General features: G+C 68.7%; 20 protein-coding genes. 8 read left to right on the forward strand and 12 right to left on the reverse strand.

The genetic code is table 11. The features are described 5' to 3' along the window. Positions 1-97 precede the first annotated feature (97 nt). The 8 genes from HNP48_RS03490 to HNP48_RS03525 all read left to right on the forward strand — a co-directional run bounded on the left by HNP48_RS03490 (position 98) and on the right by HNP48_RS03525 (position 7,616). Positions 98-712 (forward strand): glutathione S-transferase N-terminal domain-containing protein, encoded by a 615-nt coding sequence (locus tag HNP48_RS03490; protein ID WP_184855435.1) that lies wholly within the window; start codon positions 98-100, stop codon positions 710-712. A gap of 217 nt (positions 713-929) precedes the next feature. Then, a complete protein-coding gene (locus HNP48_RS03495) occupies positions 930-1,649 on the forward strand; it encodes a TetR/AcrR family transcriptional regulator (protein ID WP_184855436.1) in 720 nt (239 codons plus the stop codon). A 252-nt stretch (positions 1,650-1,901) separates the two neighbouring features. After that, positions 1,902-2,465: a TRAP transporter small permease gene (locus HNP48_RS03500; protein WP_184855437.1), complete on the forward strand. Its 564-nt coding sequence runs from the start codon at positions 1,902-1,904 to the stop codon at positions 2,463-2,465. Positions 2,466-2,499: 34 nt separating this feature from the next. Then, the gene (locus HNP48_RS03505; RefSeq protein ID WP_184855438.1) at positions 2,500-3,780 is read left to right on the forward strand and encodes a TRAP transporter large permease; all 1,281 of its coding nucleotides are present in this window, start codon (positions 2,500-2,502) and stop codon (positions 3,778-3,780) included. A gap of 55 nt (positions 3,781-3,835) precedes the next feature. Next, positions 3,836-4,840 (forward strand): TRAP transporter substrate-binding protein, encoded by a 1,005-nt coding sequence (locus HNP48_RS03510; protein WP_184855439.1) that lies wholly within the window; start codon positions 3,836-3,838, stop codon positions 4,838-4,840. Positions 4,841-4,915: 75 nt separating this feature from the next. Beyond that, a complete protein-coding gene (locus HNP48_RS03515) occupies positions 4,916-5,776 on the forward strand; it encodes a shikimate dehydrogenase (protein ID WP_184855440.1) in 861 nt (286 codons plus the stop codon). Positions 5,777-5,805: 29 nt separating this feature from the next. Further along, positions 5,806-6,699, forward strand: coding sequence for a 4-hydroxyphenylpyruvate dioxygenase (locus HNP48_RS03520; RefSeq protein WP_184855441.1), 894 nt, complete (start codon positions 5,806-5,808; stop codon positions 6,697-6,699). A gap of 14 nt (positions 6,700-6,713) precedes the next feature. Further along, positions 6,714-7,616 (forward strand): sugar phosphate isomerase/epimerase, encoded by a 903-nt coding sequence (locus HNP48_RS03525; RefSeq protein WP_184855442.1) that lies wholly within the window; start codon positions 6,714-6,716, stop codon positions 7,614-7,616. Between the two features lies 1 nt (position 7,617). On the opposite strand, the gene HNP48_RS03530 is transcribed toward HNP48_RS03525, so the two are convergent. From HNP48_RS03530 to HNP48_RS03585, 12 genes are all read right to left on the reverse strand, one after another. Beyond that, positions 7,618-8,073 (reverse strand): nuclear transport factor 2 family protein, encoded by a 456-nt coding sequence (locus HNP48_RS03530; protein WP_184855443.1) that lies wholly within the window; start codon positions 8,071-8,073, stop codon positions 7,618-7,620. A 12-nt stretch (positions 8,074-8,085) separates the two neighbouring features. After that, complete coding sequence (locus tag HNP48_RS03535; RefSeq protein ID WP_184855444.1) at positions 8,086-8,868, reverse strand: SDR family oxidoreductase; 783 nt, start codon at positions 8,866-8,868, stop codon at positions 8,086-8,088. Further along, positions 8,865-9,413, reverse strand: a complete 549-nt coding sequence (locus tag HNP48_RS03540; protein ID WP_184855680.1) for a DUF3833 domain-containing protein — start codon at positions 9,411-9,413, stop codon at positions 8,865-8,867. Before HNP48_RS03540 ends, HNP48_RS03535 begins: the two co-directional genes overlap by 4 nt. After that, entirely contained in the window at positions 9,413-10,708 is a 1,296-nt protein-coding gene (locus tag HNP48_RS03545; RefSeq protein ID WP_184855445.1) for an MFS transporter, read from the reverse strand. The genes HNP48_RS03540 and HNP48_RS03545 overlap by 1 nt, the downstream gene beginning before the upstream one ends. Beyond that, positions 10,705-11,280, reverse strand: a complete 576-nt coding sequence (locus tag HNP48_RS03550; RefSeq protein WP_184855446.1) for a chalcone isomerase family protein — start codon at positions 11,278-11,280, stop codon at positions 10,705-10,707. Before HNP48_RS03550 ends, HNP48_RS03545 begins: the two co-directional genes overlap by 4 nt. A gap of 10 nt (positions 11,281-11,290) precedes the next feature. Then, on the reverse strand, positions 11,291-12,514 hold the full coding sequence (locus tag HNP48_RS03555; protein ID WP_184855447.1) for a cyclopropane-fatty-acyl-phospholipid synthase family protein: 1,224 nt from the start codon (positions 12,512-12,514) through the stop codon (positions 11,291-11,293). Between the two features lie 17 nt (positions 12,515-12,531). Further along, positions 12,532-13,320, reverse strand: a complete 789-nt coding sequence (locus tag HNP48_RS03560; protein ID WP_184855448.1) for a DUF1365 domain-containing protein — start codon at positions 13,318-13,320, stop codon at positions 12,532-12,534. After that, on the reverse strand, positions 13,317-14,627 hold the full coding sequence (locus HNP48_RS03565) for an NAD(P)/FAD-dependent oxidoreductase (protein ID WP_184855449.1): 1,311 nt from the start codon (positions 14,625-14,627) through the stop codon (positions 13,317-13,319). Before HNP48_RS03565 ends, HNP48_RS03560 begins: the two co-directional genes overlap by 4 nt. A 246-nt stretch (positions 14,628-14,873) precedes the next feature. Further along, a complete protein-coding gene (locus HNP48_RS03570) occupies positions 14,874-15,455 on the reverse strand; it encodes a glutathione peroxidase (protein ID WP_184855450.1) in 582 nt (193 codons plus the stop codon). A 241-nt stretch (positions 15,456-15,696) separates the two neighbouring features. After that, complete coding sequence (locus tag HNP48_RS03575; protein WP_184855451.1) at positions 15,697-16,905, reverse strand: HD-GYP domain-containing protein; 1,209 nt, start codon at positions 16,903-16,905, stop codon at positions 15,697-15,699. A gap of 96 nt (positions 16,906-17,001) precedes the next feature. After that, a complete protein-coding gene (locus tag HNP48_RS03580) occupies positions 17,002-20,112 on the reverse strand; it encodes an efflux RND transporter permease subunit (protein WP_184855452.1) in 3,111 nt (1,036 codons plus the stop codon). A 22-nt stretch (positions 20,113-20,134) separates the two neighbouring features. Next, positions 20,135-21,352 (reverse strand): efflux RND transporter periplasmic adaptor subunit, encoded by a 1,218-nt coding sequence (locus HNP48_RS03585; protein WP_184855453.1) that lies wholly within the window; start codon positions 21,350-21,352, stop codon positions 20,135-20,137. Positions 21,353-21,387: the final 35 nt, after the last annotated feature.

The raw sequence follows: 21,387 nt of genomic DNA on the forward strand, positions 1-21,387 counted from the left end.
GGGCTTGCCCGCCGCGTCCTGTGGGCGCCAGCCGATAGAATCGGTCGCGTACCCTGTCATCTGTTCCCGCATCCCGCGCACTGGAAGAAATCTCGCCATGAAATTGATCGGAGCCTCCGCCAGCCCTTATGTACGCAAGGTGCGCGTCGTCATGGCCGAAAAGAAGCTCGACTACCAGTTCGTGCAGGAAAACGTCTGGGCCGACGACACGACGATTGCCACCTCCAACCCGCTGGGCAAGGTGCCCTGCCTGGTGATGGAAGGCGGCGAGGCGGTCTTCGACTCGCGCGTCATCGTCGAGTACCTGGACACCCTCTCGCCCGTGGGCAAGCTCATCCCCAGCCAGGGCCGCGAACGCGCCGAGGTCAAGACCTGGGAGGCCCTGGCCGATGGGGTGGTGGATGCCGCCATCCTGGCGCGCCTGGAAGCCACCTGGGCCCACCGCAAGGATGGCGAGCGCAGCCAGGCCTGGATCGACCGCCAGATGCGCAAGGTCGACGACAGCCTCAAGTCCATGAGCCAGGGCCTGGGTGACAAGCCCTACTGCAGCGGCATCCACCTGAGCCTGTCGGACATCGCCGTGGGCTGCGCGCTGGGCTGGCTGGAGTTCCGCTTCCCCGAGATCGCCTGGCGCAGCGAGTACCCCAACCTGGGCAAGCTGATGGACAAGCTCATGCTGCGCCCGAGCTTCGCAGACACCAAGCCCTCCTGAAGTGAAACACCCCCTGAGTCGCTTAGCGCCTTCCCCCTCTCTCGACTCGTTGCACGAGTCGGGAGGGGGACGCCCCCAGTGCGGCGGGGCGGCCCTTGCACGGGGGCACTGGCCTGGGCCGCGCCAGTTTTATGCGTCGCGGGTGGCGCACAGCGCAATCGACAACTGATACGGCCGGCCTGTGGCCTCTGGCGCCCTTGCCGTATGCTTGGCGCATATGGACGAAACGGTTCAAAAATCCCCGCCCTCCGCCGCTGACAGCCGCCCGGCGCGGCAGCGCGCTGCGCGCGAGGCGGCCGCCACGCCCGGCGCCGAGCGCGTGCGCGTGAACGATCCCGACCGCACCATGGCCAACATCCTGCAGGTGGCCACGGCGGAGTTCGCGGACAAGGGCCTGGCCGGGGCGCGCATCGACGAGATCGCTGCGCTCACCAGCACCAGCAAGCGCATGATCTACTACTATTTTGGTAGCAAGGAAGGCCTGTACGTGCGGGTGCTCGAAGAAGCCTACCGCCGCATTCGGCAGATCGAGTCGGACCTGCACCTGGAAGACCTGGCGCCCGAGCAGGCCCTGCGCACCCTGGTGGGCTTCACTTTCGACTACCAACTGGCCAACCCCGATTTCATCCGCCTGGTGATGAACGAGAACATGCACCGGGGCGAGTACATCAGCCGCTCCACGACCATCCAGGAGCTCAACATCCCGGTCATCCACGCGGTGCACAAGGTCTACCAGCGCGGTGTGGGGGCCGGCGTCTTCCGTCCCGACGTGGATCCGGTGGACCTGCACATGTCGATCTCGGCACTGTGCTTCTTCAACGTCTCCAACCGCCACACCTTCGGCGCGATCTTCAAGCGCACGCTGGAGGCGCCCGCCGCCATGGCCGAGCGCCGCGCTTCCATCGTCGAGATGATCGTGCGCTTTCTGCGCCCGTAGCAGGTACATCCCCCTGAGTCGCTTCGCGCCTCGGCACCGCCGCCAGAGGCGGGCGGAGGACACCGCCAGCGCGGCGGGGCGGCCCTTGCGCGGCGGTCGCTGGCTTGTTGAGCGCGCGCCCTTCCCTTAGCCATTGGCTGATCGACCCGGAAACTCTCTCGGCGAAGTCGGGAAGCAGGGTTTGCACCTAGATTAAATACTAACCAGTTCGTACAAAATTCATTTCACACCGAACAAGAACGGAGACACACCATGTTTGCACTGGCCGATCGCGTGCTGCGGGGCTACACCCGCGTGCTGGATGCGCTCTCGGGCATCTGCCTGGCCGTCATGGTCGTGCTGGTGTTCGGCAATGTGGTGGCGCGCTACGCGCTCAACACCGGCATCACGGTGTCCGAAGAGCTGTCGCGCTGGCTCTTCGTGTGGCTGACCTTCATGGGTTCCATCGTGGCACTGCGTGAGCGTGGCCACCTGGGTACGGACATGCTGGTGGCGCGCCTGCCCGCCGTCGGCAAGCGCTTCTGCCTGGCACTGGCCCAACTGGCCATGCTCTACGTGTCGTGGCTGCTGCTCACGGGAAGCTGGGCGCAGATGCTGATCAACTGGGACACCGAAGCCCCGGTCACGGGTGCCTCGGTGGCGATCTTCTACGCCAGCGGCGTGCTCATGGGGGGCTCGGGCATTGCCATCCTCCTGCGCGATCTCCTGCGCACCCTCTTCGTTCCCCTGCAGGAACAGGAACTGGTCATGGTCCAGGAAAGCGAAGAGCTCGCAGCCCTGGGGCAGCACGGCGGTGACCAGCCCAAGCGCTCATGACACACCGACCAGGCCCCCCAAGGACAAGCACCCCATGACCGTCGCCATCTTCCTCGGATCGCTGTTGCTCGCCATGGCGATCGGCATTCCCATCGCCTATGCGCTGCTGCTCAGCGGCGTGGCCCTGATGTGGCACCTGGACCTGTTCGACGCGCAGATCCTGGCGCAGAACGTCATCAACGGGGCCGACAGCTTTCCCCTGCTGGCCGTGCCCTTCTTCATGCTGGCCGGCGAGATCATGAACGTGGGCGGGCTGTCGCGCCGCATCGTCAAGCTCGCCCTGACCCTGGTCGGCCACGTGCCCGGTGGGCTGGGCTACGTGACCATCATGGCGGCGGTGATCCTGGCGGCTGTTTCGGGCTCGGCCGTGGCCGACGCGGCCGCCCTGGCGTCCCTGCTGCTGCCCATGATGGTGGCCGCGGGCCACGACAAGGCGCGCTCTGCGGGGTTGATCGCATCGGCCGGCATCATCGCGCCGGTGATCCCGCCCTCCATCGGCTTCGTGATCTTCGGTGTGGCCGCCAACGTGTCCATCAGCAAGCTGTTCCTCGCGGGCATCGTGCCGGGCATTCTGCTGGGGCTGGCGCTGGCCGTGACCTGGTGGTGGCTGGTGCGCAATGAAAAGGTGCAGCCGCCACCGAAGGCGAGCCGGGCCGAGCTGGCCAAGGCCCTGCGCGAAGCGGCCTGGGCCCTGGGCCTGCCCGTCATCATCCTGGTCGGTCTGCGCATGGGCGTGTTCACGCCCACCGAAGCCGCCGTGGTGGCCGCCGTCTATGCCTTGCTGGTGGCCATGTTCGTCTACCGTGAGATCAGCGTGCGCCAGCTCGCAGAGATCTTCCAGGCATCGGCCCGCACCAGCGCCATCGTGATGTTCCTGGTGGCGGCCGCCATGGTCTCGGCCTGGCTCATCACCGTGGCCGACCTGCCCTCCAAGGTCATCGGCATGCTTGAACCCTTCATGGGCAACCAGACGCTGCTGCTGATCGCCATCATGGTCCTGGTGATGGTGGTGGGAACGGCCATGGACATGACGCCCACCATCCTGATCCTGACGCCCGTGCTCATGCCTGTGGTCAAGGCCGCCGGCATCGACCCCGTGTACTTCGGTGTGCTGTTCATCATCAACAACGCCATCGGTCTCATCACCCCGCCCGTGGGCACCGTGCTCAACGTGGTGGCCGGCGTGGGGCGCATCACCATGGACCAGGTCACGCGCGGCGTGCTGCCCTTCATGCTGGCGCAGTTCGTCGTGATGTTCCTGCTGGTGCTGTTCCCATCCATCGTCATGGTGCCGCTGCGCTGGCTGTCGGGCTGAAGTCCCGCCTGGCTATCCCCCGTTTTCTGCCCGCCCAAAACCAAGGAGACTTTCCATGAAACTCTTGAAGACCCTGCTTGCCACGGCCCTGGTGGCCGCATCTCTGCTGCCCGGTGCCCAGGCGCAGGAGCGCACCATCAAGTTCGCCTTCCAGAACCAGAAGGAGCACCCGCAGGCGCAGGGCGCACAGAAGTTCGCCGACCTCGTGGCCGCCAAGACCAATGGCCGCATCGCGGTCAAGCTCTTCCCCGGCGGCACGCTCGGTGGCGACCTGCAGACCGTCTCGGCACTGCAGGGCGGCACGGTGGAGATGACGGTGCTCAACGCCGGCATCCTCTCGGCCCAGGCCAAGGAGTTCGGCATCTACGACTTCCCCTTCCTGTTCGCCACGCCGCAGGAGGCCGACGCCGTGACCGACGGCCCCTTCGGCAAGAAGCTGCTCGACAAGCTCGTGGCCAAGAACCTGGTGGGCCTGGGCTACTGGGAACTGGGCTTTCGCAACCTCACCAACAGCAAGAAGCCCATTACCAAGGCCGAGGACATTGCGGGCCTGAAGATCCGCGTGATCCAGTCGCCGATCTACATCGACATGTTCAACGCGCTGGGCGCGAATGCCGTGCCCATGCCCTTCCCCGAGCTGTACTCGGCCATGGAGCAGAAGGCCGTGGACGGCCAGGAGAACCCGTTCTCGACCATCCTCTCGTCGAAGTTCGCCGAAGTGCAAAAGCACCTCACGGTCACGCGCCACATGTACAACCCCCAGGCCGTCATCGTCAGCAAGAAGTTCTGGGACAGCCTGAACCCGGCCGACCAGAAGGCGGTGAGCGAAGCCATGGCCGAGGCCACCACCTTCCAGCGCAGCGTTTCGCGGTCGCAGGCCGACGTGGCACTCGAAGACCTCAAGAAGGCCGGCATGCAGGTCACCGAGTTCTCGCCCGCCGAGCTCGACAAGCTGCGTGCCAAGGTCAAGCCCGTGGTCGACAAGCACAGCGACAAGGTCGGTGCCGACACGGTGCAGGAGGTCTATGCCACGCTGGCCAAGCTGCGCGGCGGCAAGTAAGCAAGCCGGCATTGCGGGGGCCTCTGCCTCCGCTGTCCCCCCATGCGCCCATTGCACCCCGAACCCCTGTCCGCCATGTCTTCCACGAGCCCCCGCAAGGTGCTGATCGGGCTGATCGGCGCCGGCATCCAGCAGTCGCTGTCGCCTGCCCTGCACGAAGAGGAAGCGCGCCACCATGGCATGCGCCTGCACTACCAGCTGATCGATCTGGACCGCTCCGCCTCGTCGCCCGAACAACTGCCCACCTTGCTCGCCGCCGCGCGCATCATGGGCTATGCGGGCTGCAACGTGACCTACCCCTGCAAGCAGGCCGTGATCCCGCACCTCGATGCCCTGTCCGAAGAGGCGCGGGCCATGGGTGCGGTGAACACCGTGGTGGTGCAGGAGGGCCGGCTTGTGGGGCACAACACCGACGGTTCCGGCTGGGCCTGGGGCTTCCAGCGCGCCCTGCCGCAGGCCGATCTGGCGCATGTGGTGCTATTGGGTGCCGGTGGTGCCGGTGCGGCGATCGCGCATGCCGTGCTGCGCCTGGGCGCGCAGCGCCTGTCCATCGTCGATGCCCAGCCCGGGCGTGCCGCCCAGCTCGCGGCAGATGTCAACGCGCTCTACGGGGTGCGCGCCGGGGCTGCGGACATCGCAAGCGCCATGGCCCAGGCCACCGGGCTGATCCACGCCACGCCCACGGGCATGGACAAGCTGCCCGGTCTGCCCCTGGATGCGGGGCTGCTGCGCCCCGCGATGTGGGTCTCGGAAGTCGTGTACTTCCCGCTCGAAACCGCCCTGGTCCGCGCCGCGCGTGCACTGGGCTGCCGCGTCTCGGACGGTGGCGGCATGGCCGTGGGCCAGGCGGTCGGCGCCTTTGAGCTGTTCACCGGCGTGGTACCCGATGCAGCGCGCATGGACGCGCATTTCCGCCGGCTCGTGGCCGCGCACTGATCCTTTCCCTACCTGGAGCGCAACGCACCATGAGCACATCCATGACGGCCGACCGAGAATCCCTGGGCGCCCTGCCCAACCCCCTGGGACTGCTGGGCGTGGAGTTCATCGAGTACGCCACGGCCCGTCCCCAGGCCCTGGGCCAGGCACTGGAGCGCATGGGCTTCAAGCCCGTGGCACGCCACCGCTCGCGCGAGGTGCTGCTGTACCGCCAAGGGGACATGAACATCATCGTCAACGCGCACCAGGGCGAGGGCGCCGGCACCACCCTTCCCGCCCCCGGCGATGCGCCGGTGCTGTCGGCCATCGCCTTCCGGGTGGGCAATGCCGCGGCGGCCTACCGGCGCGTGCTGGAACTGGGTGCCTGGGCCGTGCATACCGAAGTGCAGGTCATGGAGCTCAACATCCCCGCCATCCACGGCGTGGGCAGCAGCCGCATCTACTTCGTCGACCGGCACCGCGAGTTCTCCATCTACGACGTGGACTTCGTGCCCATCCCCACGGTGGACCCGCGGCCGCCCGCGCAGCATGGCCTGCACCTGTTCGGGCTGGTGCAGTACATCGGCCTGGACCGGCTGGCCGACTGGACCGCCTTCTATGGCGCGCTGTTCGGCTTTGCCGAGCTGCCGCCCGGGCAGAACTTCGGCGTGCTCACGCAGGGGCGCATCCTGGCCAGCCCCTGCGGCACGCTGTACTGGCAGCTCATCGAACCGCTGATCGACGCCCTCGATGCCGACCCCGGCGAGCAGTTGCAGCGCGTGGCCTTCGGCACCGGCGATGTCCTCGCCACCGTGGCGGCCCTGCGTGCGCAGGGGGTGGACTTTGTCGAGTCGCCCACGGGCGTGCACAGCGAGGTGCGCGGAGCGCTCACGCGTGCCGAGGCCGGCGGCGCCAGCTTCGAGCTGGTGCTCGACCCCCGCTGAAGGAGGGCATCATCATGCGTGCCTCCGCCATGCAACGCAATGTCGCCGATTTCGGCATGGACACCATCAGCCTGGCCGGCCCGCTGGAGGCCAAGCTGGCCGCCGTGAAGGCCGCCGGCTTCGGCCAGATCATGCTGGCCGCACGCGACATTGTGGGCCACCCCGCGGGCATCGACGCGGCCGTACAGGCGGTGCGCGAAAGCGGCCTGCGCGTCACAGGTTTCCAGGTGCTGCGCGACTTCGAGGGGCTGTCGGGCCACCTGCACAGCTACAAGGTGGGTATCGCCCAGCAGATGATCCTCATGGCGCGGGCCCTGGGCACGCGCGTGCTGCTGGCCTGCAGCTCCACCTCGCTGCACGCCACCGACGACCCGGACGCCATTGCGCGCGACCTGCGCAAGCTGGCCATGCTGGCGCTGCCCCATGGCATCCGCATTGCGTTCGAGGGCCTGTCCTGGGGGCGGCACATCAACGAGGTGCACCAGGCCTGGGCCGCGGTGCAGCGGGCCGACTGTCCCAACCTTGGCCTGGCCATCGATTCCTACCACCAGTTCGCCACAGGCACGCCCTTGTCGGCCCTCGACGGCATCGACCCGGAGCGCATCTACCTCGTGCAGCTGTCGGACTTCATGTGGCAGGAAACGCGCACGGTGCAGGAGCGCATCGATACCGCGCGGCACTTCCGCGTCTTTCCGGGCGAGGGCGTGCACAGCCAGGCGCTGGTGGAACTGGTGCGCACGCTCGATGCCATGGGCTACCGCGGCGACTACAGCTTCGAGGTCTTCAACGACGACTACCAGCAACTGCCCCTGCCCTATGTGGCAAGCCGCGCCTGGGACAGTGCCGTGTGGCTGGCCGAAGGGGTGCTGCAGCGTGCCGTGCCGTTGCCAGGGCATCTGCGGCTGCGCGCGGTTTGACTCAGCTGTTGGCGCGCTTCTTCAGCCAGCGCATCAGGCCGCCTACCAAGGGCAGCTTCTCGTACAGCTCCTCCGCCGCGTCCCAGTAGTCGCGGTGCAGCGTGACCAGGCCCTGGTCGTCGAACACCAGGTGCGAGGCGCCGCGCACGGTCTGGGTCACGCCCTTGTCGAAATTGCGGAAGGCGAACAGGAACTCCCAGGTCAGAAAGCACTGCGGCCCCTGCACCACGCGCCCGGTGACCACAAAGCGCGGCTGGTCGAGCGCCTCGAACATGTGCCCGAAGATGCGCTCGATGGCGGGCACGCCCTGCACCTCGTTGAACGGGTCCTTGAAGCGTGCATCGACGGCATAGAGCCGGCCCAGCGCGGCCACGTCGGCCGGGGCCAGGGTCTCGAAGAACGCCACCACGCGGGTGGCGGCCTCTTCGGTGGATGCGGCGGTGGCGTCGGTGGGCATGCAGGGGCTCAATCAAAGTCCGGTGAACTTGCGGATCGCTGGAAAGTACCACCCATAGGGCAGCACGCGCAGCATTTTCATCACGCGCGTGAAGCGCTTGGGGAAGTGGATGTCGAACTGGCCCTGCGCCCAGCCCTTCAGGATCGCCGCGGCGGCTTCTTCCGGGCTGATCAGGGCGGGCATGTCGAAGTCATTGCCCTCGGTCAGCGGCGTGGCCACGAAGCCGGGGTTGATCACGCTCACGCCCATGCCCAGGTCGTGCAGGTCCAGGTACAGGGCCTCGGCCAGGTTGATCAGCGCCGCCTTGGTCGGGCCATAGGCCAGGCTCTTGGGCAGGCCGCGAAAGCCGGCCACGCTGCTGACCAGGCCGATGTGCCCGGCACGCCCTGCGCGGGCCGACGCCAGCATGGCCGGCAGCACCGCGCCCAGCACATGCAGTGCACCGGTGTAGTTCACCTGTTCGTGGTGCAGCATCTCGGCCAGGTTGAATTCGGTGGCGCGCATGCCGCGGTAGGTACCGGCGCAGTAGCACACCAGGTCCAGCGGTCCCGTGGCCAGCACCTGGGCTGCGGCAGTGCGCACGGCGTCGGGCACACCCGTGTCCACCGGCAGGGCCAGGCTGCCCGGGTGTTGGGCGGCAAAGGCGTTGAGTGCCGCTTCGCTGCGGGCCGAGACGATGACGGCAGCGCCGCGCGCATGCAGGGCCGATGCCGTGGCGCGGCCGATGCCGCTGGAGGCGCCGATCAGCCAGGCCCGGCGGCCGCGCCAGTCGCGCTGGGCGGGGTTGAGGCTCATGGCACCGCCCGTTTCGTGAACGACAGCGTGACCTCGCCCAGGCGCACGCCGAACTTGCGCATGGTGGCGCGGTTGAGCATGACGCGCTCGTCCATCTGGTACATCCAGTCGTCCATGTCCACGTGGTAGACCGTGCCGTCCACGGGCAGGGCCAGGGTGTAGGTCCAGTGGAAGGCGTTGCCGCGGGCCTGGCCCGTGGCCTGGCCGACCACGTCGCCGGCCGTGCCGGTGTAGCGGCCATCGGCGCCACGCACGAGGCGCCAGATGCGCCGCTCGGTGCTGCCGTCCGAGTAGGTGAAGGCTTCGTCAAGCACGCCCTGGTCGCCGGTCCACTGGCAGTGCATGACCACGCTGAAGCGCTTGACAACCTTGCCGCTGCGGTCCTGGAACATGCCCTGCGCATCGACGATGCCGTTGAAATACTGCGCCAGGTCGAGCACCGGCTTTTCGGCCGCATAGTCGGCCACGCTCTGGCCGGCGCAGCCCGGCAGCAGCACAGGGGTGGCCACGGCCGTGGCCGCAAGAAGGAGTCGGCGCCGCTGCATCATGGCTGGCCTCCAAGCGATGGAAGAGGGGCTGCGGCAAGGGGCTGCCGCAGGAGCAGGAAAGACAGCGCGGCCGCTGCCGCCAGCTTCAGGGCGCAGGGCAGCACGGCATAGGCCAGGGTGAGGGTGTGCAGGCCCTCTGCGCTGCGCGTGCCGGGCGCATAGCCCAGGGCGTCGAGCAGGGGCAGCGCCAGGCCGGCAGCGAGCGCCAGGTTGAGCTTGGTGGCAAAGTTCCACCAGCCGAAGTAGGCGCCCTCCTGCCGGCCGCTGTCGCCCGCGGCCGCCACCACACCGGCCAGCAGCGCGCCGGGCAGGGCCAGGTCCGCGCCCAGGGCCATGCCCGAGAGCGCGCACACGGCCAGGAAGGGCCCGCTGTCGCCCGTGCCCAGCAGCGCCGTCCAGCCGAACACTGCCACGGCCAGCAGCATGCCCGCCAGCCAGCTGCGGGCCAGCCCCCAATGCGCCACGGCCCGCAGCCACAGCGGGATCGAGAGCGCCGCCGTGAGGAAGTAGGCGGCCAGGAACATCGGCTCCCGGCCCGGCGGGGCCTGCAGCCGGTCCTGGATGAAGAACAGCACCAGCGTGGCCGGGATGGCGCTGGCGATGCCGTTGAGCACGAACACCGCGAGCAGGCGCCGGAAGGTGGGCCGGGCCCAGGGCCGCCACAGGTCGGCCAGGCCCGTGGCCTCTGGTGGCGCTGGTGCCGGCCGGGGGGCGCGCAGCCAAGCCAGCCAGCCCAGCACCAGGGTGGCGGCAAACACACCCAGCATCACTGGCAGGCCCAGCAAGGTGGGCAGCACCGAGGCCAGCACCACGCCGGCCAGCGCAGCGCCCTCGCGCCAGGCCACGATGCGGCTGCGCTGCAGTTCGTCGCCGCCCAGGCGCGCGCCCCAGGACTGGTGCGCTATGCCGAGCTGGCTGTACGCCAGGTAGCTGACCAGCAGGCAGGCCAGGGCCCAGGCGGTGAGTGCCCCCTGGCCCTGCACCCGGGGAAAGAACAGGGCGGTGAGCCCGACGGCCAGTACCACCGCGGACACGGCCCCGGTGGAGAGCACGGCCAGCGGCGAACGCTCGAACAGCCGATCGGCCCAGCGGCCGAGCAGCGGGTCCGACAGGGCGTCGAACAGGCGTGCGGCCAGCAGCACGCCGCCCAGTGTGGCCAGTGGCATGCCGAACTCGCGTGCATAGTGGTGGGGCAGCAGCACATACAGCGGCAGGGCCACGAAAGCCAGCGGCAAGCCGAGCAGGCCATAGGCCAGCCCCTGGCGCCAGGGCAGTGCTGCGGCCATGGTCATGGCGCTTGCGCGGCGGGCGGCGGCGCGATCAGCGCCTGGCGCAAGGCCGGCTCGGAGGTGCGGGGCGACAGCCAGATGCCGAAGAACAGGCGCGAGAATTCGGGGTCCTGGACCTCGCCGACCACCTGCCCACCCATCTGGAACACGGCGCCCGCCCCGGGCTGGTAGATGCCGCTCAACTGGTCGCCGGCCTTCACGTCGGGCAGGGCGGCCTGCAGGGCCTGTTGCCAGCGGGTGGCCTGTGCGGGCGTAAAGCGGCCCACGCGCCGCATCTCCTGGATCGAGCGCCTGGCAATCGCCTCGGCCGTGAAGTCGCGCTGGTACTCCAGCTGCAGCACCAGGGGCCGGGCGCCGTAGTCGCTGGCCTCGAAGCCGGGGCTCACCCACAGCTGGGCGCTGTAGACCGGAAAGCCTAGGAAGCGCAGCGTGCCCTGGCCCGCCTGGCGCAGGCCGGGCAGCGGTGCCATGGCAGGGGCTGGTGCCACGGCGGGCGCCTGGCCCATGGCCAGGCCAGGGGCCAGGAGCAGGGCGCCACTGGCCAGGGCCAGGGAGAGCGCGGCAACTTGCTTCATGGCCATGGGCTCAGTCGCGCACCAGCGTGTACTGCACGAGGTTGATGTTCTCCATGGCGAAGGCCGCCTCGCAATAGGCCAGGTAGAACTCCCAGATGTGCAGGAAGCGCTCGTCGAAGCCGAGCGCGAGGATCTGCGCGCGCTGGGCCAGGAAGCGCTCGCGCCAGCGCCTGAGCGTCTCGGCATAGTCCTGGCCGAAGGCGAACTCGTCCACCACACGCAGGCCGGCGGCTTCGGCCTCGCGGCGGAACTCGCGTGGGCAGGGCAGGCAGCCGCCCGGAAAGATGTACTGCTGGATGAAGTCGGTGGAGCTGATGTAGCGTTCGAACAGGCTGTCGTCGATCACGATGCTCTGGATGCAGGCCCGCCCGCCGGGCTTGAGCAGGCGCCGCACGGCCTGGAAGTAGGTGGGCCAGTAGGCACGGCCCACGGCCTCGACCATCTCGATGGAGCAGACCGCGTCATACGGGCCGTCGGTGATGTCGCGGTAGTCCTGCAGGCGCAGTTCCGCGCGTTCGGCCACGCCGAGCCGTGCCATGCGCTCCTGGGCGAAGGCCAGTTGCTCAGTCGACAGTGTCACGCCGGTCAGCGCGGCGCCGAACTCGGTGGTTGCCATCTCGGCCAGGGCGCCCCAGCCGCAACCGATCTCCAGCACCCGGTCGCCCGGCTGCACGCCGGCCATGCGCAAGGCCCGGCGCACCTTGGCATGCTGGGCCGTGCGCATGTCGCCACCCGCGTCGCCCTCGAACCAGGCCGACGAGTAGTTCATGGTGTCGTCCAGCCACAGGGTGTAGAAGGCATTGCCCAGGTCGTAGTGGGCATGGATGTTCTTCTGGCTGTTGGCACGCGTGTTGCGGTTGAGCAGGTGCTTGATGCGGTAGAGCAGCCGCCCGGCCCAGGAACCGTAGATCACGCTCTCCACCTGCTGGCGGTTGGCGATGAAGACGCGCAGCAGGTCCGTCAGGTTCGGCGTGGTCCAATCGCCCGCGATGTAGCTCTCGGCAAAGCCGATGTCGCCGGACTTGAGCGCGGCGCGGCACAGGTTCCAGTTGCGCAGCGTGATGGCCGCGGCCGGCCCGCCGCCCTGGTGGTCGCCGAAGTGCTGCAGCGTGCCATCGGGCAGCTGCACGGTGAGGCTGCCGTGCTGCAGGCGCTGCATGAGCTGCAGGGCCGTGCGTGCGGCGGCCGGCGTGCCCGCTGGCAGGGTGCGTGGGAGCGTGGTGCTGTGGTGCATGGCGGGGTCTTTCCGGGTCAGCGGGTCACAAAGGAGGCGGGCGTCTCGGGCTTGCGGTGAAAGCGCACGCGCTTGGTCCACAGGCGCAGCGCCTGCCAGTGGATGCGGGCGATCAGCGCCAGCGTCATCGCGGGATAGCCCCAGAGCGCGTGGCGCAGCGTGGCGCGGGTGATGGGTTCGAGCGTGCCGCTCACGCTGGTCTGCAGCAGCGGCCCCTGGGCGTCGTCGTGGTCGATGCGCACCACGGTGCGCTCCTCGCCGCCGTGCACGGTGCGCAGGAAACGGAAACGGTAGCCGCCGCTGAGGTCGCAGAACGGCGAGACATGGAAGACCTTGCGCGCGCGCTGCTCGGCCCCGTAGCGTGGTGCGTCCAGCAGGTAGCAGTGGCGCTCGCCGAAGGTGTTGTTGACCTCGACCACGATGGCACGCAGGCTGCCGTCCGCGCGGTGGCAGTACCAGAAGCTCACGGGCTTGAAGGTGTAGCCCAGCACGCGCGGGTAGCAGTGCAGCCAGGCCTCGCCCGTGGCATCGGTGATGCCCTCGGCGCGCAGCAAGTCGTCGAGCCAGGCCAGTGCCCCGCCCTGCTCGGGGCCGCGGCCGTCGCCATGGTCGGCATCGTGGAAGCTGATGGCGCCGCGCCGGTTCATGGCCAGCAGGCCCGGGGCCTGCGCCTGCAGCGTGCGCAGGGGCAGCATGAGAAAGAAGGTGGGGTAGGCGAACGCATGCCGCGCGGGGCGCAGCCGGGTGTGGCGCACCTGGCCAAAGCCCAGCAGCGGTTCTGCAGTGCGCGGGGTGCCGGTCGTCATGCGGCCTCCGCCAGCGGTGCCGGCAGGCGGGCCAGCAGCTGCTCGGCCACGGCCAGGCCCGAGCTCAGCCCGTCTTCATGGAAGCCGTAGCCTGTCCAGGCGCCGCAGAACCAGGTGTGTTCGCGGCCCTGGAGCTGCGCGACGCTCTTTTGCGCACGGATCGCTGCCAGATCGAAGACCGGGTGGGCGTAGTCGTAGCGACCGATGACCTGGGCCGGGTCGATCTCGGTCACCGGGTTGAGCGAGACCAGCACCGGTTGTGCGAAGGGCACAGGCTGCAGCTGGTTGATCAGGTAGTGCAGGCAGACGCGGGCCGATTCGCGGCTGCGCTCGGCGGCGCGCTCGTAGTTCCACGCGGCCCAGGCGGCACGGCGCGTGGGCAGCACCGTGGTGTCGGTGTGCAGCACGGCGTGGTTGGCCTGGTAGCGGATGGCGCCGAGCACCGCGCGCTCCTGCAGCGTGGGCTGGGCCAGCAGCGCCAGTGCCTGGTCCGAGTGGGTGGCCAGCACCACCTGGTCGAAATGCTCGGTGTTGCCCGCCGTCACCACGCGCACGCCGGCGGCGTCGCGCTCGATGCGGCGCACGGGGGTGGCCAGGCGCTTGTCCAGGATGCCGGCGACGATCCGGTCCACGTAACGGCGCGCGCCGCCGGCCACGGTCCACCACTGGGGCCGGTTGCTCACCTGGATCAGGCCATGGTTGTGGCAGAAGCGGACCATGGTGGCCACGGGGAACTGCAGCATCTGGTCGGTCGGGCAGCTCCAGATGCAGCCCAGCATGGGCAGGAAGTACCAGTCGCGGAAAGCCTCGCCGAAGCCGTGTTCTTTCAGGAAGTCGCCGAGCGGCTGCATCAGCGCGGCATCGGCCCCCTGCTGCGCCAGCCGGGTGCACAGCCGGTTGAAGCGCAGCAGGTCGTACAGCATGCCCAGGAAGCGCGGGTTCACGAGGTTGCCGCGCTGGGCGAACACGGTCGACAGGCTGGTGCCGCTCCACTCCAGCGGCTGCCCGCCACCCAGGGCCCGGGGCACCTGCACCGAGAACGACATGTCGGACTTCGCCGTCTCCACACCGAGCTCGGCCAGCAGGCGGATCAGGTTCGGGTAGGTGCGTTCGTTGAACACCAGGAAGCCGGTGTCGACGCCGCTGGCCACGTTCCGGCCATCGGTGCCGGGCAGGGTCACGTCGACCGTGTGCGTGTGGCCGCCGAAATAGCTGCCCGCTTCAAAGAGGGTGATGTCGGCCTGGCCGCGCAGCCGGTGGGCCACTGCCAGGCCCGAGATGCCGGCGCCGATGATGGCGATCTTCATGGCCGGCTCCCTCTGGCCGGCAGGCTGAATAAAAAAGTTGCGAAGCGTCCCGAAACGAATAAGAGAGGGAGGGAGGAGAAGCGCTCCAGGAGGACAGTCGGAACCTGTGGGACCGAAAGGCTTCGCAACGGTAAAACGGAGGGACGCTCATCACGTCCTTGCGTTCGATAGAGTAAGGCCGTTCCGCAGAAGTTCCAGAGCTTCAGCGGCATTTTTTTGAAGAAATGTAAAGAAAACATTTCACGCTCACCGATTTGGTGCAACGGCCAGTTGCTGCTCGATGGCCCGGACCAGGCTTTTGCTGTCGGGTGCCGTGAGGCTGGTGTAGCTGTCCACGAGCTTGCCGTCGCGGCCCAGCAGGTACTTGTGGAAGTTCCAGCGCGGCGGGCCCGACATCTGGGCCAGCTGGCGGAACAGGGGCGAGGCCTCGGGGCCCGTGACCACGCTCTTGGCGAACATGGGGAACTTCACCCCGAAGGTGTTTTCGCAGAAATCCGCGATCTGCTGGTTGCTGCCGGTTTCCTGCGAGAAGTCGTTACTGGGAAAGCCCAGCACCACCAGGCCCTTGTCCTTGTAACGCGCGTGGAGCTCTTCGAGGCCCTTGTACTGCCCCGTGAAACCGCAGAAGCTGGCCGTGTTGACCACCAGCACGACCTTGCCGCTGTATTGGCACAGCGATTGCGGCTTCTCGTCCTGCAGGCGTGGGTAGGTGTGCTGCAGCGTGGCCGGGCAGGATTCCGGCGGCGCGGCAAGGGCCGCCGGTGCGGCACCAAACCACAGCAGGGCCGCCACCGGGGCCAGGGTACCAAGGCGCGAAAACTGGATCATGAAAGCACCTCCCGTGTTGTTGTAGGGCAATTTAACCAATGAATCATATTTTGTCCAGATAGGTTTTTATTTGTACTGATCGGTTTTCTTGGCCTGCCATGGTCTGCAGCGGCGCCACGGTGGTGCTGGCATGGGGAAGTACGCAGCGAAGTGGCGCTCGGATGCGCAGGCACCCCCCCGAGCTGTTGGAAACCCGGGAAGAGCGGCAAAGAAAAAGAGGGGCGCCCGCGGGCGCGAGGGCTCAGACCAGCGGCAGCAGCCGGTTGAGCGAGAGCTTGACGCGCACGTCCTTGTGCGCGACCACGCCGACGATCTTCCACTGGGGCTGGGCGGTGTCGCGGGGGATCAGCTCGCCTGTGGGCATGCCCAGGCGGTTGGTGACCACCGCCACGCGCGGTGTCGTGCCGGTGCTGCCGCGGCGCAGCACCACGGCCACTTCCTGGCTGGCGAGCTTGACGAAGGCGCCCGGGGGGTAGATGCCCAGGGCCTTGACCAGGGCGGCGCCGGCTTCGTCGACCTTCTGCTCTTCGTCGTAGTAGCTGGCCTGCATGGCGGCCGTCACGGGCATGGGCGAGCGCGCCGCGCGCGGCGCCAGCCGGGCGCCGAAGACGTCGGCCCGCTGGATCAGCCGGGCCATCTGCAGGGCGGGGCTCTTCTGGCTGAACGCCCCCGGGGTGCGGTGGTGGTGGTGGCGCACGGCCTCCAGCCACATCTCGCTGTGCACCCCCAGTTCGCGCAGCAGGGCTTCGGAGCGGGCCGCGTGGTTTTCCACGGCGGTGATCTGGGCCGAGGTCAGGGGCTGGGCCTGCTGGGCCAGCTGGTCCTGCAGCTCGGTCATGGCGATGTTCATGGAGAGGGCCGCCTGTCCCACCACCTGGACCTGGGCCGCGGGCCAGCGCAGCATCTCCCGGGCCACGACCATGCAGACGCAGGCCACCAGCATGGCGTGGGTGCCGCTGTACATGCGCGTCTCCTGGGCCGACAGGTAGATCAGGGCCAGCAGCGTGGCGTCGGGCGATTGCTCGCAGTTGCGTGCCAGCTCGGCATGCAGGGGCTGGAAGCGGTCCGGAAAATCAAAGGCGTGCGGGTGGCGCAGCAACTGGGTGGTGCGCTCCTGCAGGGTGGGCCAGTCCACCACGTAGGGCGGGGCGTCGCGCTCGCGCGGGGCGGCTTGGGCGCCTGCGGTCATCTTGACGGACGCGAGCTCACCGAGGTTGGTGTCCTGCCGCAGCATGCGCTGCAGCTGGGCCACATAGGCGCGGTAGCTCTCGCCGGACTCTTCCACGTCCACGCACAGCTGGCGGCCCCGGGTGACCATGCTGCCCAGCTCGTCCCGGGTGTTCACCACGAAGCCTTTCTGGGCCAGCAGCGTGCCATCGGCACCCCGCAAGGCAAATGGCAGCGGGTGGCCGAGCTGGATGGATCCGACGTTGATGGTGACGAGCTTCATAGGGGTGCACCATTATCCTGCGGCCCCCGTACGTGTTAAAGGGCGCAAACCCGGGTGGTTTGCGCCCTTTTGCGCGGATGAAGTGATGTGCCGCGGTCAGGGAATCGCGGGGGCCTGCTCCGGTCGGGCGGCCGGCGCGCGCGGCGGCAGGCCGCGCAGGCGCCGCTGCATGCGGCCGAACCACTGGCCCACGTCGTCCACCCCGGTGAACACGGCCGGGATCACCAGCAGGCTCAGGAAGGTCGAGGTGATCAGCCCGCCGATCACGGCCACTGCCATCGGCGAGCGGAAGCTCGCGTCGGCCGCACCGAAGCCCACGGCAATCGGCAGCATGCCCGCACCCATGGCCAGCGTGGTCATGATGATGGGCCGTGCGCGCTTGTGGCAGGCGTCGATCAGGGCCTCGAAGCGCGTCATGCCGTGCTCGCGCCGCGCCAGGATGGCGTACTCCACCAGCAGGATGGAGTTCTTGGTGGCAATGCCCATGAGCATGATGAGCCCGATCAGCGAGGGCATGGAGAAACTCTTCTGCGCGATCAGCAGGCCCACGAAGGCCCCGCCCAGCGACAGCGGCAGCGCGGCCAGGATGGTCACGGGGTGCAGGAAGTCCTTGAACAGCAGCACCAGCACGATGTAGATGCACAGCACGCCGGTGAGCATGGCCAGGCCGAAACTGGCGAACAGCTCGCCCATCACCTCGGCATCGCCGATGGTGATCTGGCGCACGCCGGGCGGCAGGTTCTTGATGGACGGCAGTTCTGCCACGGCCTTGGTCACGTCACCCAGGGGGAGGCCCGAGAGCTCGATCTCGAAGTTCACGTTGCGCGAGCGGTCGTAGCGGTCCACCACGGCCGGGCCGCCGCTGAACTCCAGCGTCGCCACCTGGCCCAGCATCACCGGTCCCTTGGCGCCCGGCACGGCCAGGCGTTCGAGCAGGGACAGGTCCTTGCGCGCGCCGTCCTGCAGCTTGACGACGATGGGCACCTGGCGCGAGGCCAGGTTGAGCTTGGGCAGGGACACGTCGTAGTCGCCCACGGTGGCGATGCGCAGGGTCTCGGCGATGGCACTGCTGGTCACGCCGAGGTCGGCGGCGCGCGCGAAGTCGGGGCGCACCGCGATCTCCGAACGGATCAGGCTGGCCGTGGAGGCCACGCTGCCCAGGCCGGGGATGGTGCGCAGGTCCTTCTCCACGGCCAGGGCGGCCGTCTGCAGCGCCTGCGGGTCGTCGCCCGTGAGCACCAGCACGTACTTTTCGCCCGAACCGCCCAGGCCGACCTTGCTGCGCACGCCGGGCAGGCTCTCCAGCGCGGCGCGGATCTGGTTCTCGATGCCTTGCTTGCGCGGCCGGTCACCGCGGTCGGCCAGCAAGATGGTGAGCGTGGCCTTGCGTGTCTCGGCGTTGGCGCTGCCCATGAAGGGGTCGGAGCCGGCCGAGCCACCGCCGATGGTGGTGTAGACGCTCTTCACATGGTTCACCGCGGCCACGCGCTGGCGCGCGTCCTCGGCCACCACGCGGGTCTGCGCCAGCGTCGCGCCGGGTGGCAGCTCCAGGTAGACCTGGGTCTGGGAGTTGTCGTCCGGCGGGATGAAGCCTGTGGGCAACAGCGGGATCAGCGCCAGCGAGCCGATGAAGAAGGCGCCCGTGGCGATGAAGGTGATCCAGCGGTGCTTGATGCACCATGCGGCCCAGCGCAGGTACCAGCCCATCCAGCGCGGGTCCTTGTGCTCGTCGACAATGGGCTTCAGGATGTAGGCCGCCATCATGGGCGTGAGCACGCGGGCCACGACCAGTGAGGCGAACACGGCCAGCGCCGCCGTCCAGCCGAACTGCTTGAAGAACTTGCCTGCGATGCCGCTCATGAAGGCCGTGGGCAGGAACACCGCGATCAGCGTGAAGGTGGTGGCGATCACCGCCAGGCCGATCTCGTCGGCGGCTTCCATGGCCGCCTGGTAGGGCGTCTTGCCCATGCGCAGGTGGCGCACGATGTTCTCCACCTCCACGATGGCGTCGTCCACCAGGATGCCGACCACCAGCGACAGCGCGAGCAGCGTGATCACGTTGATCGAGAAGCCCAGCAGGTACATGCCGATGAAGGCCGGGATCACGGACAGCGGCAGCGCCACAGCCGAGACGAAGGTGGCACGCCAGTCGCGCAGGAACAGCCACACCACCAGCACGGCCAGCAGCGCGCCTTCGTACAGCAGGTGCATGGAGCCGTCGTACTCCTCCTGCACCGGCGCCACGAAGTTGAAGGCCTCGGTGATCTCCAGGTCCGGGTGCTGGGCCCGCATCTCGGTGAGGGCTGCCTGCACGGCGGCGCCCACTTCGACCTCGCTCGCGCCCTTGCTGCGCGCCACCTCGAAGCCCACCACGGGCTTGCCGTTGAGCAGGGCCATGGAGCGCGGATCGGCGAAGGTGTCGGACACCGTGGCCACCTGGTCCAGGCGCACATGGCGGCCATCGGACAGGGACAGCGTGAGGCCGGCCAATTCCTGGGCCGACTGCACGGTGGCCAGGGTGCGCACGGGCTGCTCGCTGCCGCCCAGGTCGGTGCGGCCGCCGGCGCCTTCGGTCTGCACCAGGCGCAGCTGGCGCGAGACGTCGGCCGCCGTGGCACCCAGGGCCTGCAGCTTCACGGGGTCGAGCGCCACATGCACCTGGCGGTCCACACCGCCCACGCGGTTCACGGCGCCCACGCCGCGCACGGCCAGCAGCTTCTTGGCCACGTCGTTGTCGACGAACCAGGACAGGGCCTCGTCGTCCATGCGGCGCGAGGCGATGGTGAAGGCCAGCACCGGCTGGGCCGCCAGGTCCATCTTGGTCACGATGGGGTCGCGCACGTCACCGGGCAGGTCGCCGCGCACGCGCGCCACGGCCGAGCGCACGTCATCGAGCGCTTCCTGCGTGGGCTTCTCCAGGCGGAACTCGGCCGTGATGGTGGCGCCTCCGTCCTGCACCTTGGTGTAGATGTGCTTCAAGCCCTGCAGCGTGGCGATCGAGCTTTCGACCTTGCGCGCGACGTCGTTCTCCAGCTGCGCGGGCGAGGCGCCGGGCAGCGAGATGGTGACCGAGATCGTGGGCAGGTCGATGTCGGGGAAGTTCTGCACCTTCATGCCGTTGAAGGACAGCAGGCCGCCGAAGGTCAGCAGCACGAACAGCATCAGTGCCGGTATGGGGTTCTTGATCGACCAGGTAGACACATTCATGGTGAATGCTCCTTGTACTGCTTTACTTGGTGGCCGAGGCCGGGGCTGCCGCCTTGGCCGCCGTGGGCACGGTCGCCGTGCCCTGCACCCCGACCGGCGCGCTGTTGGAGACGCGCACCAGATCGCCATCGTTGAGGAAGCCGGCGCCGCGCACGGCAATGGCCGTCGTCGGCTCCAGGCCCGTGAGCACCTCCACCCGGTCGCCGACGCGCCGGCCGGTCTGGATCTTGCGCTGCTGCACGCGCTGGTCGCTGCCCAGCGCGAACACGTAGGAGAAGCCATCGCGCACCACCAGGGCTTCCTGTGGCACGGTCATGGCCTCGCTGCTGCCCAGGGCGAACTCGCCGCGCGCGAACATGCCGGGCAGGATGGCGCTGAGTGCAAGCTTGGGGTCGGCAGGCGTGTCCGTGGCGGACGACGGCAGGTCCACATAGACCAGGGCGTTGCGTGTCTGCGGGTCCACCGTGGGGCCGACCATGCGCACCGTGCCCTGCACGGTGGTGCCGCTGGCCGCCGTCACGCTGACCTTGGAGCCGGGCTGGATGCGCGCCAGTTCGGTCGAAGTGACCTCGGCACGCCACTCCAGCCGGCCCTTGCGCACCATGCGGAACAGCTCGGTGCCGGCCCCCACGACCGCGCCCACCGTGGCGCTGCGCGCCGAGATGATGCCGCTGTCGGGTGCCACCACCTGGGTGTACTTGAGGCGCAGCTGCTGGGCGTTGAGCAGGGCCTGGGCCGCCTCCACGCGGGCCTGGGCCGTCTTCTCGGCCGTGGTGTACTGCTGGATCTGCTGCTGGCTCAACGCGCCGGAGGCCTGCAGCGAGCGTGCCCGCTCGGCATTGGCGGCGGCCTCGGCGGCCGTGGCCTGGGCTTCGAGCAGGCTGGCGCGGCCCTGGGCCACTTCGGCCTGCGTGGTCTCGGCCGAGAAGGTGGCCAGCACCTGGCCGCGCTTGACCACGTCGCCCACGTTCACGCGCACGTCGGTCAGGCGCAGGCCGTTGCTTTCGGCGCCGATGATGGCCTCCTGCCAGGCTGCGACGTTGCCGTTGGCAGCCAGGCGCAGGGGCACGGCAGTGCGCTGGGGCTGGGCCGTGGTCACGGTCAGCGCGGGGCGCGGCTGGTTGGCCTTGGGCTCGTCGGCCGCGCGCGAGGCGCCGGAAAACACCAGGGCGCCAGTGGCGAGAAGGACGCAGGCGGCCACAACGGCCAGCGCGGAAGCGGAGAGTTTGAACTGGTTCATGGAAAGGGTCCGTTCATCCGGAAGGTGTCAGGAAA

This window comes from Acidovorax soli (genome assembly GCF_014207955.1).
Taxonomy (GTDB): Bacteria; Pseudomonadota; Gammaproteobacteria; order Burkholderiales; family Burkholderiaceae_C; genus Acidovorax; species Acidovorax soli_A.